Origin of the sequence: Bifidobacterium apousia (genome assembly GCF_007559275.1) — a bacterium.
GTDB classification, from domain to species: Bacteria; Actinomycetota; Actinomycetes; order Actinomycetales; family Bifidobacteriaceae; genus Bombiscardovia; species Bombiscardovia apousia.
The window spans coordinates 109,709-123,739 of record NZ_VMHK01000005.1 but is presented as its reverse complement, the minus strand read 5'-3'; the positions used below and the strand labels follow the sequence as shown (position 1 = coordinate 123,739).

Annotated in this window: 16 protein-coding genes; 8 read left to right on the top strand and 8 right to left on the bottom strand. The window is 59.6% G+C overall.

Annotated features, from left to right (window positions below):
- Positions 1–701: 701 nt before the first annotated feature.
- The gene (locus FPK30_RS07050; RefSeq protein WP_144085896.1) at positions 702–1,457 is read left to right on the top strand and encodes a Sir2 family NAD-dependent protein deacetylase; all 756 of its coding nucleotides are present in this window, start codon (positions 702–704) and stop codon (positions 1,455–1,457) included.
- A 625-nt stretch (positions 1,458–2,082) separates the two neighbouring features.
- On the opposite strand, the gene FPK30_RS08225 is transcribed toward FPK30_RS07050, so the two are convergent.
- The 3 genes from FPK30_RS08225 to FPK30_RS07035 are packed head-to-tail and all read right to left on the bottom strand — an operon-like array spanning position 2,083 to position 3,055.
- A complete protein-coding gene (locus FPK30_RS08225; protein ID WP_144085895.1) occupies positions 2,083–2,298 on the bottom strand; it encodes a hypothetical protein in 216 nt (71 codons plus the stop codon).
- 29 nt (positions 2,299–2,327) lie between these two features.
- Positions 2,328–2,708: a toxin-antitoxin system protein gene (locus FPK30_RS07040; protein ID WP_144085894.1), complete on the bottom strand. Its 381-nt coding sequence runs from the start codon at positions 2,706–2,708 to the stop codon at positions 2,328–2,330.
- Complete coding sequence (locus FPK30_RS07035; protein ID WP_144085893.1) at positions 2,705–3,055, bottom strand: hypothetical protein; 351 nt, start codon at positions 3,053–3,055, stop codon at positions 2,705–2,707. The genes FPK30_RS07040 and FPK30_RS07035 overlap by 4 nt, the downstream gene beginning before the upstream one ends.
- 395 nt (positions 3,056–3,450) lie before the next feature.
- On the opposite strand from FPK30_RS07035, the gene FPK30_RS08220 reads away from it, so the two are divergent.
- Positions 3,451–3,714 carry a hypothetical protein gene (locus FPK30_RS08220; protein WP_144085892.1) on the top strand — a complete coding sequence of 88 codons (264 nt, stop codon included), beginning with the start codon at positions 3,451–3,453 and terminating at the stop codon, positions 3,712–3,714.
- 83 nt (positions 3,715–3,797) lie between these two features.
- Positions 3,798–4,118, top strand: coding sequence for a hypothetical protein (locus FPK30_RS07025; RefSeq protein WP_144085891.1), 321 nt, complete (start codon positions 3,798–3,800; stop codon positions 4,116–4,118).
- A gap of 248 nt (positions 4,119–4,366) precedes the next feature.
- On the opposite strand, the gene FPK30_RS07020 is transcribed toward FPK30_RS07025, so the two are convergent.
- Positions 4,367–4,588 carry a hypothetical protein gene (locus tag FPK30_RS07020; RefSeq protein ID WP_144085890.1) on the bottom strand — a complete coding sequence of 74 codons (222 nt, stop codon included), beginning with the start codon at positions 4,586–4,588 and terminating at the stop codon, positions 4,367–4,369.
- 94 nt (positions 4,589–4,682) lie between these two features.
- Between FPK30_RS07020 and FPK30_RS07015 the strand changes: the two genes are divergently transcribed.
- The 5 genes from FPK30_RS07015 to FPK30_RS06995 all read left to right on the top strand — a co-directional run bounded on the left by FPK30_RS07015 (position 4,683) and on the right by FPK30_RS06995 (position 6,380).
- Positions 4,683–4,925, top strand: coding sequence for a hypothetical protein (locus FPK30_RS07015; protein WP_222102870.1), 243 nt, complete (start codon positions 4,683–4,685; stop codon positions 4,923–4,925).
- Between the two features lie 43 nt (positions 4,926–4,968).
- Positions 4,969–5,184 carry a hypothetical protein gene (locus FPK30_RS07010; protein ID WP_144085888.1) on the top strand — a complete coding sequence of 72 codons (216 nt, stop codon included), beginning with the start codon at positions 4,969–4,971 and terminating at the stop codon, positions 5,182–5,184.
- Complete coding sequence (locus FPK30_RS08215) at positions 5,184–5,420, top strand: hypothetical protein (RefSeq protein ID WP_144085887.1); 237 nt, start codon at positions 5,184–5,186, stop codon at positions 5,418–5,420. The genes FPK30_RS07010 and FPK30_RS08215 overlap by 1 nt, the downstream gene beginning before the upstream one ends.
- A gap of 234 nt (positions 5,421–5,654) precedes the next feature.
- Positions 5,655–5,987 carry a hypothetical protein gene (locus tag FPK30_RS07000; RefSeq protein WP_144085886.1) on the top strand — a complete coding sequence of 111 codons (333 nt, stop codon included), beginning with the start codon at positions 5,655–5,657 and terminating at the stop codon, positions 5,985–5,987.
- A 117-nt stretch (positions 5,988–6,104) separates the two neighbouring features.
- Complete coding sequence (locus FPK30_RS06995; RefSeq protein WP_144085885.1) at positions 6,105–6,380, top strand: hypothetical protein; 276 nt, start codon at positions 6,105–6,107, stop codon at positions 6,378–6,380.
- A 207-nt stretch (positions 6,381–6,587) separates the two neighbouring features.
- On the opposite strand, the gene ilvA is transcribed toward FPK30_RS06995, so the two are convergent.
- The 4 genes from ilvA to FPK30_RS06975 all read right to left on the bottom strand — a co-directional run bounded on the left by ilvA (position 6,588) and on the right by FPK30_RS06975 (position 13,907).
- Positions 6,588–7,853 carry a threonine ammonia-lyase gene (gene ilvA / locus FPK30_RS06990; protein WP_144085884.1) on the bottom strand — a complete coding sequence of 422 codons (1,266 nt, stop codon included), beginning with the start codon at positions 7,851–7,853 and terminating at the stop codon, positions 6,588–6,590.
- 481 nt (positions 7,854–8,334) lie between these two features.
- Entirely contained in the window at positions 8,335–10,800 is a 2,466-nt protein-coding gene (gene otsB / locus FPK30_RS06985; RefSeq protein WP_186279440.1) for a trehalose-phosphatase, read from the bottom strand.
- Positions 10,801–10,961: 161 nt separating this feature from the next.
- Positions 10,962–12,872 (bottom strand): glycoside hydrolase family 13 protein, encoded by a 1,911-nt coding sequence (locus tag FPK30_RS06980; RefSeq protein WP_144085882.1) that lies wholly within the window; start codon positions 12,870–12,872, stop codon positions 10,962–10,964.
- Positions 12,873–12,932: 60 nt separating this feature from the next.
- Complete coding sequence (locus tag FPK30_RS06975; RefSeq protein ID WP_144085881.1) at positions 12,933–13,907, bottom strand: ketopantoate reductase family protein; 975 nt, start codon at positions 13,905–13,907, stop codon at positions 12,933–12,935.
- Positions 13,908–14,031 lie beyond the last annotated feature (124 nt).

Sequence of the window (14,031 nt, the reverse complement as noted above, 5' to 3'; positions counted from 1 at the left end):
CATGTGTTAAGCACGCCGCCAGCGTTCATCCTGAGCCAGAATCAAACCCTCCACAAAAAACCATGAAGAAGGCCGAAACAGCCCAAATCAATAATTGACGGGCCAGCTTCCATAAGGAGGAAACCAACCCACGAAAAACCCCGACACCCCTCACAACGCTCCCACGTACCCGACAACAGCCGGGCGGGCATCGGACTGGCAATCAAAAAGCTATAAGTAGCACAAACACGCTCTTGAGTTCTCAAACCACCACCACACCAACAAGCCATTCAACTTCCTCCCGGAAGAAGAACCGCCGTGTTGAGCAGCAAGAGATAAACTTACCACGAGCCGGCCAAAACGCAACTCGGCCATTCTGGGAGCACCCTTAAAACCAGCAATAACAAGCCCTCAGACGGCGTGTCGTCATATGTCCCTTTTTACTTTAGAACCTCGCGAAGTTGGGACCTCAGCCTACCGTTTCTGCGTCATGCACACATTTTATTCACAAAGTATTGCTTGATCCACTGCTGGGTCGGCGTGTCAGCATGATCCTTCTGAATTCTGGTCAGGACCGGTTACATCCAATACGGAGTTTGCCTTTCGTCCGCGATCGCCAGTCATCCACACCCTACGAATGCGAATGTTGATATAGGTGTATATTCGCGCACCAAGTTGGCCTTCGACTCATTGAGTCTATTAACGGATGGTAAGACGGGTGTATGAGCACAACAATTGCAGTACTGACCGGGGCGGGCATCTCGACTTCAGCCGGCATACCGGATTTCCGCGGGCCTGACGGGGTTTGGACCAAGCATCCCGATCAGATGAGCGTCTATGACCTGGACCTGTTCATGAGCGACCGGAAACAGCGGGAGTATTCATGGCGGTGGCAAAAGGAGTCGCCGGTCTGGAAGGCCCAGCCCGGAGTGGCCCACAAGGCACTGGCCAAGCTGGAGCAGGCAGGCATGCTGAACCTGTTGGCTACGCAGAACTTCGATGCCCTCCACGAGAAAGCCGGCAACTCCGAGGACGTCATCGTCAACCTCCACGGGACCATCGGCACCTCCCACTGCATGAAATGCGGCCAGGCATACCGGACAGCCGACATCATGGCCAAGCTTGATCAGGAGCCCGACCCACACTGCCATAAGCCCATGCCCTACCAAGGCAACATGCCTTGCGACGGCATCATCAAGACTGATGTGGTCTACTTTGGTCAGGCCCTGCCCGAGGGCGCCATGGAGAAGAGCATGAGGCGGGCCAGCCAGGCCGATCAATTCTGGGTGATCGGGTCCACCTTGGAAGTGTATCCTGCGGCCTCGCTGGTGCCAGTGGCAGCCCAGGCGGGCGTGCCAATCACCATCATGAACATGGGTTCGACCCAGTATGATTCTTTGGCAACCCGACTCATCCACGAACCCATCGAAGAAGCGCTGCCCAAGCTCGTTGACAAGACCATCGCCGGCCAGAATTGATTCCCTAACCTTTCCACGCAATTATTGGAACAGGTCTGCGATCTGCAGATTTCTGATGGGCCCTGCAAGAACCTGCAGGGCCCCCTATGGCAATCCTTGAGCCGTCTTCCGTCTCACTACAGACAGACTCCGCCTGTACCGGTCCCCTATCACGCGGATACTCTGCATCAGGAAGCGAACCCCTGCCCCAGAAGAAGGAGGGCGAATCGACTCCGGAAGCCAAAGTCTTCCCGCCCGAGCAAAGCTATGATGCCCTAGACACGCCCTATCAGCACCGACGAGGACTGGGACCAGATACCAATAGGGCTCCTAAAATTCGAATAGGAATAACCGCACTCTCCCGCTCCTCGGCATCCAACGCGCCCCGTCCTATCTCTCAACCTATTTGCAGCACCGACAGAGTCGATTCTTTGCTCCAAAACCCCCATAGCCACGCCACAATGATCAGCGGACACCCCTGGCTTCAGGCCATACATCCCATCGGAGCCTTTTCATGCCCGATAGCATACTTTTAGTAGAGCCACAAGCCTGAAACGCCTTGTCCCAACAGAGCTCCGACGCTTCCGATATAGAATCCAGCTCTCTCAGATGGTCACCAAGTAGATTACATGTGTAATAGCCGAGCTCAAACTCGCCCGAAAGACATGATCACGAGTCCAAATTCATCGGGGAAAGCATCGGCACCTCTCGCCAGCGGAAGAAACGACCGCTTAATAGTGGCCGCATCCGGCGAACCCGCTGGGCCATCATGGCACACATAGCCGGCTGTGGCTTCCATTGACAGCAGATGATCAAGCGGAGAAGTGCCAAATACCCCGGAATGATCATGCGTGGTCGCCATGATCCGGCAGGTTCGGCTTCAGTCCCGTGTCATGCGCCGACGAGTTCGGTGTGGTGGTTTTCAGCGTCCCGCTGGACGAGCATGCGGAAGTATTCGCTGCGGTTCTTCAACCCCTCGCGCTTGATGGCGGCGGATACGTATTCGTCCATGGGTTCGCTCAAGCGCACACTGTGCTGCACGCTCGGTTTCCTGCCCTGTTCGCGCTGCTCGAGCGATGGGCGCCCCATCAGGGTGGCGAACAGCTTCGTGGCATCTGTGTCGGGGTCGAGCATGGCCTGGCTGATCCTCCTGGCTTCCTCGCCGCCCCATGCGGAGACCGGCGGCTTCGAGGGGGCCCGGTCGAGCCGGTCCATGCGGTTCTCGTATTCGCTTGCCTTCACGGTCGTGCGCCGTGTGTTCCTGTCGCTCATTGCCGTTTCCTTTCCGTCGTCGTCCTGTTCCCGCCCCGGCCGTCGGACCAGCGGTGCCAGTAGTCGCGCCACAGTCCGCCCAGGTGCATGACGTGGAATACCCGCATGTCGGGCCCATCGGGGTGGATGAGCACTTCGAGCAGGTCGTCGTCCAACGCGCCTGGGTGCCTTTTGCACACGATGAGCGCTGTCGGCGGATCCCCGGGCGCCGGCGGTGGCACGGACGGGTCGTCCGGGTCAACGATCGCGGTCCATACCGGTTCGCCTATAGCCCTGAGCACCATGGCCTCGTCGAGGCGGTCCTCGCCGAAATGCCGGTGTGCCGAATCCGTGAACCTAATCACCATACCACTATTGTAATGCACTTTTACAGCGTTGGGAAGAGGCTCATCCCTGTTGATGGGCACACTGCAGGGGATTCGGCATGCTGATGCGATGACATGATCGGCCAGAGGATGAGGAAGCGCTCTGGAAGCATCAAAGAGGAGATCGGGGTGCCGGCCGGCAGACGCGGACAACCCCGTCTGCCGGCTGTTCCTGCGGCGGCAAGGCGGTGTACTTCGCCATAGTGCTCAACCAAGATTCAAAAAGCAAAGAGCAAGGGATGTATTCGCTAGCGAAGTAAATCAGCGGAGTAATTTGATGGAGTAATACAACTTTGTATGACTGAAATGCATTGGAAAGGAGGCGGAAATGGCGCGAAGTGAAAATGATATAAGGAGAGAGAATGCGATCTTGCACATTGGTAAAGGTCGACGAATCTGCACGCAAACATGGTCTGAAGAATGGGGAGATCAGATACGCCGTCCGCCACCCTTTCGGCTTTCAAAAAACCCTGGGCAATCCCGGAGAGGCGACGATCGCGTTCGTCGGCCCCAGGCATGAAGGAGGCTCGCCCCATAACGTCATCGAGGTGATTGCGGCTAGCCGTGAGGATGGCCTCCTGCATGCATTCCACGCCATGCCCATCACCGACAGGTGGATGCATCTAATGCATTGCAAATGACGGCGGTTTGCTGAAGGACCCGCTATCCCAGACCGTTTGGCCTGGGGATGGCGGTCTCCCGATAAATAGAAAGGAAAACGCAGGTGAGCTATACAAGCGAGGAACTTGATGCAATGGCTGACCGGGGTGAGCTGAAGCCCGCGCCCGGAACTGCGGTGTACAGGGACCCTGGTGCTCCGGCCCTGAAGGACAAAGAGTTGATGGGCATCTTCGCCGGCCGACCCCGCGAAGAGGAGCGACGTCCCGTCAACGTGGAACTACGTGTGAAGGTCACGCCGACCATGAAGGACCCCCTGAAACGCATCGCCCGGGAGGAGAACCTGCATAACTCTTCGGCGCTGGTTCACTCCGTCCTGGCCGACTTCATCCGGAATCGGGCGAAAAAAGCATGTAAAGCCTTTTGACTGCCTGGCTTCTGATTGTCGTTGTCTTAAGCAAAAAGCAATGGCTGCGATCCGGAAAAAGCCGCGGTCTTTTCCTGATTACAGGAGCCTATAAAACGACCCGAAGCCGAAATGAATCATCGAGGAGGATGCCCTCCACAGCAGGACGCGGCTGGTAGATCCAAGGAATACTCAGAAGAAAAAAGTGCGGCCTTTGACTGCAGGTCGTCAGTGTGGTGCCATATAGATAGAAGGCGGGAGAGAGGAGATCAAACGCTCAAGATGACCAGAAGCGCCGGCAGGCATGGTGTAACGGATACCAGGAAATCGGCTATGCCGTCCTGCATTATGCAGGCAAAGAGGAGGTCTAGGCTCGGAATGGGCTGGATGCCGTGGTGTTCGTCGGGCCCAGGCATCCTGGAGCGCTTGAAAAGAATTGCATCGAGGTCATAGTCAAGGAAGACGAGCCCGGGGAATTCGTCGCCTTCCACACCTTGACCGTCAACGACGTGTGGCGCTATCTGATTGAGTAGCACAAGCGCGACCGATAGACGGACAGACAAACCAACCAACGATCAAAAAGCCATGTCTATGGATAAAGGAATCGAAGCCATGAAGGAATACGAGTACGAGCCTAAGACGGAAAAAGAGCGCCGGCAGATGGAGGAGATGACCGCCAAGGCCGAACGCGGGGAGCGCCTGGATGCCGTCCCCGGCTCCGAACAGTTCATGGACCCGAACCGCGAGGTGGACGAGGACCAGTTCTTCAGGGATCTCCATACGGAATTCGAACAGATGCGCCTGCGCCGGGCCGAGGCCACCCGGTGAGGGCGAAGAGAGACAGGCGCACAGGAAGGGAAAGGAGCGCAAAATGGCCAAGCAAGTCACATCCGAGAACCAGAAGGACATCGATGCGATGATCCATGCAGCCGATCGGGGGGAGCTGATCCACCACACGGAGGCCGCCATCCGGCGGGACCCCGGCGCCCCGCTGCTGACCGACGAGCAGGCCGCATCGCTCATTGCCCAGAGCATGGCGAAGTTGGAGAAGCTGGAGAAGCAAGGGGCCGAGGAACGGACCGCGTGATGCGCCTGGAGGGTCAGGGCGCCCAAGGACCTGGGCGACAAAGCCAGCCGGGCGGCCAAGAAGGAGGGCACCCCCAAGTCGGCCATCATCCGCAAGGCATACCCAGAACGGCCAGCCGGTCCTGGGTCATCCTGGTGGACAGATTCTCCATCTCCATGCATGCGGTACAAGCCTGCCGGAGCCGGCAGGAAAGAGCAGAGTCGGGCGTGCGCACCGGAAGAACTGCCACAGTCTGAAGCAAGCATTCCACCGTTATCCCAAAAAGGACCCGAAACCAGCTCATCACATCCATAGAACACCGGCAATCACGAAATCACCATCAATCAATACACCCCGAGTGCGCCAACCAGCACAGACAGCAATCACGTCCAGACAAGCCACAATCAGACCAAATTCAAGAGATGGACTTCTTGCATTAAAATGTGGAAAATCCGGTGTTATCGTTGAAATGACGCCAAATTCTGCGCACGATGCGCGAATCCGACAAAATTCGGTTGCAGGGACATGTGCAAAGTCAAAAATCTGCGCGAGAACCAATGCAAGAAACAAGCGAGATCAACGGTCTTTATGTGGACCGTTACCTGTTGATGCAGCAAGCCGTACCTGCCGGCCAAAGACAAGAGGAAGATTCAGCGATTCTGCTCACCACAGTGCATGAACAACTACCACTGCAACGAGGACAAGGACGCCCTAAACCGGTTCGCCGACAAGTCAAAGATGACCCGCCAGCACGGAAAACAAACATCGAACGCCGAGCGGAAACCTTGAACCCCTCCCCTTTAACAAGAACCGTCATTGCGTAGATATACTGAATTTAGTATGAAAATCTTCTCTTGCCGGGAACAGAACGGGGAACAAAGAGAAGCAATAGAGGGTATTGCCTCCTTACGAAAGAATTCGCCAGTCAGATTCCACGGTCCATGGGCGGGCCGCAATGGAAGCAGCTCAACAGGCAGCGCTGGGTCTACCTGACGCCCGACTTCTGCCGCATATTTCTGCCTATCCGCAACCCCGGGCCGGGTGCAGCCGAATGGGTGCGCATCAACGGCAGCCGAGCCTACGCCTACCAGACCCCGCTCATCACTTGGAAATCGCTCCGGAACCAGATGGGTTCGAACTATGCAGAAACACGAAACTTCGTCACCAAATTCAAACAGTCGCAGAACCATGAGGCTCTCTCTGGAACGCGGCCCTGACCGATGCCGGCGCAGAGAGCAGGCCACATTAGAACATCAAGAAAGACGGCGCAAAGATTGCCATAGATAGTCCATGCAAGAACCTGCAGGCTATCAGCCAAACTCAGCAACGGCGACGGCCATTCTGGCTGTTCGCCCGGTCGTGATCCTTATCTTGGAACCTTGGAAGCTGGGCATTGGACCCCGGTTCCGATCGGGAAGCTAGGCTCAGTAGTTCTGATGGACCTGGAAGCCTCGGCTACGCAAGGTATCCAGGATCTGGGTGATGTGGTCGGGGCCGTTGGTCTCCACAGTCACCTCCAAGAGCACGCCGTTGTCATAGTGGCCGGAGGATTTGAACTGATCGTGGTTGAGCTCGATTACATTGGCACGCAGATCGGCCAGGACCGTGGCCACCTTGACCAGCTGGCCGGGGACGTCGGGCAGCTCCACGCCGAACTGCATGATGCGCCCGCGGGAGATCATCCCCCGCTGGATGACCGCACCCATGGTGACCGTGTCGATATTGCCTCCCGAGATGATGGGGACGATCACATGCGGACCCGGGGCCGACCGGAAGACATCGGACTGCAGATCCAACTGGCCCAAGGCCGCCAAGGAGACCGCTCCGGCTGCCTCGACCACCAGTTTGTGCTTCTCCAGCATGAATAGGATCATCTCGGAGATGTCGCTTTCGGTCACCTGAACCAGATCATCCATATAGCGGCTGAGCAGGGCATAGTTCAGATCGCCGGGACGTCTGACGGCTACGCCCTCGGCAGCCGTACGCATCTGATCCGCTGCGACCACATGACCAGCTGTCAGAGATTCACGCCAGGCCGGAGATCCGACCGGGGTGGCTCCGATGACTCTGACGTCTGGCTTGAAGGTCTTTACGGCGAGCGCCACTCCGGCGCCCAGCCCGCCCCCACCCAGGGGAACCACGATATCGGTGACATCGGGCACGTCCTGAAGAATCTCCATGGCGATGGTTCCCTGACCGCAGACGACCTCGTAGTCGTCAAAGGGCGGGACGAAGGTCATGCCGCGATCACGTGCCAGACCCAAGGCGTAATCGGAACTTTCGTCGAAGACCTCGCCCTGCAGGACAACCTCGGCGCCATAGGCCCGAGTGGCATCAACCTTGAGGGGCGGCGTGATCCGGGGCATGACAATCGTGGCCTTCGCGCCACGGCTGCGTGCGGCAAAAGCCACCCCCTGGGCATGATTGCCGGCGGAAGCGGTGACGATGCCGCGGTCCAGCTCGTCCTGATCCAACGAGGCCACCTTGTTATAAGCTCCGCGAATCTTGAAGGATCCGGTCAGCTGCAGATTCTCCGGCTTGAGCAGAACGCGATGGCCTATCCGAGCACCCAGATCATCGGATTCCTCGATAAGGGTATGACGGGCCACACCTTCCAGACGTTGGGCGGCTTTGCGCAGATCAGCGGCATGATCGGACTCAAGACAGGCAGTGATTGTTGAAGTATCCATGCTCCAAGTATGGTCGGCCGGGCCCGACCAATGGGGTCAGCCGTCAACATGGTGGACACCTAAACATACTGAAAAACCAAAATATGTGAGCAATCGAACGTTTGGGCACCCGAGGACCGGACAGGCATGAGAGCGGATCTGAAACAACCAGAAACAACTAGACCGACAACCAAGCAAGCAACAAATGAATCAGTTCCGACAGACAGATAGGTACGCCGATGCGACCGAGTCGGGCAAACAAGTGGGCATGATGGATGAACAAAAAGTCCGTCTGCAGCCAATAGTTGCCGACAGCCCTCACCAGTCCGCCACCAACAGACAACGGTCGCAACCGACCGCCAATGGTCATCCGTCTGTGGTCGCCACAAGCCGTCACCGGTGGGCGGCAATTGCCACCAGCTCGCCCGTGAACTTGACGGACTTCACGAGCGGTTACCGGTAGTGGCTAACAGTCGCCGGTGATGGCTTGCGGTCGTCTGCCTTACTTGTCGTCAGTGAGCTGGGCATGTGCCTCGTCGACCACGGTATGGTCGTCGCGGAAGTCGTGGGAGGCCACGGGCTCATTGGAGTCACGGGCCACACCGGCACCCAGGTCGGCCAGCAGCAGAGTGACTGCGGTCGGATCGTTGACCCGCAGCCGAGCCTTGGTCTGGCCGGGCCCGACCTTGATGGTCCAGCCCTTATCGGGCATGACGGCGAACATGGTCTCGTCCGTTTCATCGTCGCCCAAGGCCATCATGAAGTCGTAGTCACCGCTGTTGACGAAGGGCAGGATGGCCTGGCCCTTGCTGGTGGCCACAGGGGTGACCTCGACGACCTTGGAGTTCTCCATGATCATCAACCCCAGGCCGACCACTACTCCGCGCAGACGATGGAGCAGATCCTGACGCTCCTGTTCCGCCACCTGGGCATCGCTCATCCGGTAGTGCCAGGCCACCGCATCGGACTTGCTCTCCACAAAGGAGTTGGGGACCCTGGTGGCCGACTCATCCATGATGGGCCGGATCACCTTCTGCCAGGTGTCGGAGTCGGGCAGGCCTTGCGCCCGCTGCCACTCGTCCGAGTTGCTGCCAGGCAGGTTGCGGTTCCAGGCGCCGTGCTCAGCGATCAGCCCCACCGACAGGTCGCCGAACCAATCCTGCATGATCTGATGGCTGCGGCCGGAGACCAGCAGGAAGTCCACATCGGGATTGCTCCCCACCTGGGTCAGCAGACGGCGGAGGGCCTGGGTGGGCTTGGCCCGCTCAGGACGACGAACCAACGGGGTCAGCGTCCCGTCATAGTCACACAGGACCAGACGACGATGTGCCCCGTCCCATTGACGAACGATGGCGTTGTGGTGATCCATACGCAGCCTCCTATCTGTCATGCCCGGAGCGGACACCTGCCGCAGGGAGTCAAGGAATGAGGTGCACCAGTTGGCTGCAGTGCGCACCTTGAGGCGGGCCTGCATACGGATGTTGCGCCGCTTGGACTCCTCGGGGGTGATCTCCAGGGCGTTGTGCAGGGCTTCGCAGACCATGTCGATGTCGTAGGGATTGACGATGAAGGCATCGGTCAGCTCGTCGGCCGCCCCGCACATATCCGACAGGACCAGGGTGCCGTCGCGTCCGTCATGGCAGGCCAGGTACTCCTTGGCCACGAGGTTCATCCCATCGCGCAGGGGGGTGACCAGGGCCACGTCGCCGGCCGTGTAGATGCCGCAGACCGGCTTGATGGACAGGGAGCGGGTGATGTAGTGGATAGGGGTCCAAGCCAGCAGGGAATATCGACCATTGATCTCGCCCACCAGCTGGTCCACCTGGGCCTTGAGCCGCTGATAGGACTCGACGACCTCCCGCGACGGGGTAGCCAGCAGGTAATAAGTGACATGGCCTACCCACTCGGGGTACTTGTCCAGCATGCGGCCGAAGGCCTGAAGCCGCTCGGGCAGACCCTTGGTGTAGTCCAGCCGGTCCACCGAAACGATGACCTTGTTGGAGCGACTGCCCACCGAGGAGGCCGCCTGCTTGGCCAGCGTGGACTCAGGGATGTCCTCCTTCATGTAGTGGCTCCACCAGTTGGCGTCCGAAGCGGTGGCTTCGTTGGCCGCCACCCCTTCAGCCGTCACTGATGTGCGGTAGCGATGACGGGGGGACTTGCCGCAGACCTCGTCGATTCCTCGACGCATGGCCCGGGCCAGGCTGGAGTGGGCGGTACGCCGGTAGAGGTTGTAATCGATGCCAATGGGGAAGGCATCGATGGCTGCGCGGTGGCCGTCAGGCATCTCGACCACGCCGTCCTGGTTGACTGGCAGCTCGGGCAGCAGCCTGTGCAACGAGGCCAGGAAGCTGGCGGAGAAGTCCACTGTATGGAAGCCGATCAGGTTGGCGCCCAAGACGCCCTCCAGGATCTCGCGGCTCCAGGGCAGGGAGCGGAAGATCTCAGCGCTGGGGAAGGGCACGTGCAGGAACCAGCCGATGGAGGCATCAGGGTAACGTTCGCGCAGCATCTTGGGCAGGAGCATCAGGTGGTAGTCCTGAATCCAGATGGTGTCGCCCTTGCGGATGAGCGGCTCCACCACCTGTGCGAAGCGCATATTGACCTTGCGGTACATCTCCCAGTCCTCCTGGCGGAAGACGGCCTCGTGCGAGAAGTCGTGGAAGAGCGGCCAGAGGGTGTTGTTGGAGAAGCCAGCGTAGTATCCGTTCAGCTCCTCCTTGCTGAGAAAGATAGGAATGCACCGACTCTCCCGGTAGGCCTGTCGAATGCCGGCCAGCTCCTTTTCCGAATACTTCTGCGGATCGATGCCGCTCCAGCCGATCCAGAGGCTGTCCTTATGGGAACGGTGGTAGGGGCCGATAGCCGTGGCCAGTCCCCCCACGTTCTGGTGCAAGGTGTAGGAGCCGTCTTCCTGTGCCTGCAACGACATGGGCAAACGATTGGAGACAATGATCAGACGAGACATGCAACCCGCTTTCTTTTCCTGTCCGTGCCGGAATCGTCGGGATTGACCACGGCGCGAACCCATCGCCCCTGGGCCTGTGGGACCCATCCGGTCCCACAGGCCCATCGGGGCATCGCTGACTTCCACTCTAGCCTGGAAGTTGTGCCGGCGACGGGGTTTCCTCAGAGTCGGTAGACGAACCCCTCCCATGGGGAGAGGCGACCGGTCAGCAGTGAGCTGGCAGTTTGCTCGGGCCGGTAGGTGGATATGAGGATCCGGTCGGGATCCACAGCCCCAAGAGCCATAGAGGTGAATCCGGTCTGGTCCAAGCCCAGAAGCGCTGCCGTTTCAGGCGGCAGTGAGGCCGGGCGGCTGCTCAGATTGACCACAACCAGCAGGCGCTGGCAGGGCAGGGCATCCAGAACGCTGGCAGCCTCGGGTCCCGACTTGGGTTCCGGCGCCTGGTCCAGGCAGCGGGTGAATGAGTAGATTTGGTCCGCATCCGGATCCAGAAGGGTGAAGTCACCGGCCGCCACGACCGGATTGGTGTGCCGCAGGCGGATCAGCTCGCGATAGAAGGCCAAGACCGAATCCGGATCGCGCTGCTCAGTCTTGGCGTTGACTTTGTCCCTATTGGGATTGACGGCCAGCCAGGGCTCCTTGGGAGCATATGGAGCGGTGAAACCGGCAAACTTGGTGGAATCCCACTGCATGGGGGTGCGGGCATTGTCGCGGCTCATGTAAGCCAGGGCGGCCATCATGGACTCCGGATCCTGCTCGTGCGCCTGGTCGACCCGCTGATGGTAGAGGTTGATGGATTCCAGATCCTGGTACTGGTCAAGGCTGGTGAAGCCGGCGTTGGTCATGCCCAGCTCTTCACCCTGATAGATGTAAGGAGTGCCCCTGTGCATGTGCAGGAGAAGCCCCAGAGCCTTGGCTGAACGCGAGCGCAGCTCCTCGCTGGAGGTGTCGCCCCAACGGGAGACGATCCTGGGCTGGTCGTGGTTATCGAAGTAGAGGCTGGCCCACCCAGCCTTGGCCACGGCCTGCTGCTGTTCGTCCATGGCCGCCTTGAGCCGGGAGACCCGGAAGGGACGGATGTCCCACTTGCTGTCCCCGGTGTCAACCTCGGTCTGAGTGAAGAGGAAAAGCATGTCCAGCTCATGGTTGGCGGGGTCGGTGATCTGCCCGCTGCGGGCAGGTGCCAGGCTGGGAGCCTCCCCCACGGTCAGGTAGCCCTGCCGACCCTGGAAGACCTGGCTGCGCATCTGCTGGAGGAACTCGTCCAGCCTGGGGCCGTCCACGCAGAAGGGCACCGAGGACGAGTACCCCTCGGGACCTACAGGACCGTCAGCGATGGCCGATCCATCCTCACCGGGCAAGTGGCCCTCGGAGTCGACGGTCTTGGAGATCATGACGATCACATCCATGCGGAACCCGTCGATGCCCCGATCCATCCACCAGTTCATCATGTCGAAGACGGCCTGCCGGACCTGGGGGTTCTCCCAGTTGAGGTCGGGCTGCTTCTTGGAAAACAGGTGCAGGTAATATTCGCCGCGCTGCGGATCGTACTGCCAGGCAGAGCCCCCAAAGTAGGAACCCCATTGGTTGGGCTCGGCACCAGGGGTGCCGGGTTCGTGGCCGGCCTTGGCGGGACGCCACCAGTACCAGTCGGCGTGAGGGTCATCCTTGTTGCGGGAGGCCTGGAACCAGGCATGCTCGTCCGAGGTGTGATTGACCACCAGGTCCATGACCACCTTGATGCCCCGACGGTGGGCCTGGTCCAGAAGCTCGTCCATATCGTCCATGGTGCCGAAGATGGGGTCGATGTCCTGGTAATCGGCGATGTCATAGCCGTTGTCATCCTGGGGGGACTTGTAGACCGGGCTCAGCCAGATCACGTCCACGCCCAGGTCGGCCAGGTAGTCCAGCCGTTGGGTGATGCCCGGCAGGTCGCCATAGCCGTCGCCGTTGGTGTCCTGGAAGGACCGTGGATAGATCTGGTAGACCACCGCATTGGCCCACCAGGGATTGGGGGTGGCTCCGTTGGTCCGTACCCGGTCGGGCAGCTGCATGCGTTCTTCCTGGGTCATGATCCTCCTGGCCGGACGGGATCGGACGTCCTTGTGCCACCCCCACTATAAATCACCCATTCACCCCTGGTCGGCCTGCTCCTCGTGGTGAACGCGGAAGGCCAGCTCGGCCAGATGGACGCCGTGAGTCAGGAACTCCTGGGTTCGGCAGACGTAGTCATGCTCGCGTCCCAGACGTGCCAGATAGCCGTTGATGTAGTCCACCTCGGTCGGGCGGCCCTTGGACATGTCCTGGTACATGGAGGGGTAGTGGAGGGGATTGCCCACGCGGCTGACGTAATCCACCTCGTCCAGGGTCTCCTGACGGGTCTGGATCAGCTGCTTGCCGGCCCGTTCGCAGGCGTCATAGGCCTCGTCGATCAGCTGGCGGGACATGTCCTTGGCACCCGGGTAGGAGATGAACTGGCCCATGGTGATCTGATACATGGTGCAAATGGTGTTGACCACCGAGTTGAAGATGATCTTGGCCAGGCAGGTGCCCTCGAAGTTCTCGGTCAGGATGGGGTTGAGGTTGGCGGCCTTGAAGTCCTCGGCCATCCGGCGCTCCACGTCGGTGGTCTCCTCGGTCATGGCGCACAGGTGCATGGAGCCTGCCCCGGACCTGCCGATGAAGTCCACGTCGCCCGGCCCGTTGAGGACTGTGCCGATCATGGCCGTGCCGCCGTAGATGCGCTCCTTGGGGAAATACTTGAGCAGCTTGTCGAAGTGGCCCCAGCCATTCATGGCCGAGAAGACCACCTGATGGTCGCGGAAGAGCGGTGCGCAACGCTCCAGGACCCCCTCAAGCTGCATCTGCTTGAGCATGACGATCCAGACATCGGGGTCGCCCTTGTAGTCCTCGGGGGTGTAAATGTTGACGGGCACCAAATGCCGATTCTCATGATCGCGGGAAACATAGACGCCTCCCTGGTCATGAACCTTGTCAATATTGGGCATCCAGGTATCCACAAAATCCACCTGCAGGCCGGCCTGCTCCTGCAGCAGCACGCCCAGACGATAGCCCATGGCTCCGGCACCGATGACCGTATAACGCATCGAAACACACCCTCTTTGTTCTCTTGACTAGACAACGCACCTCCGGGGACCGGCCCGGGGGATACCAAGCAGTATGCCGAGGCGACAGAAGGGAACCAAGGCGACGGTCGCATGGTGGACATAA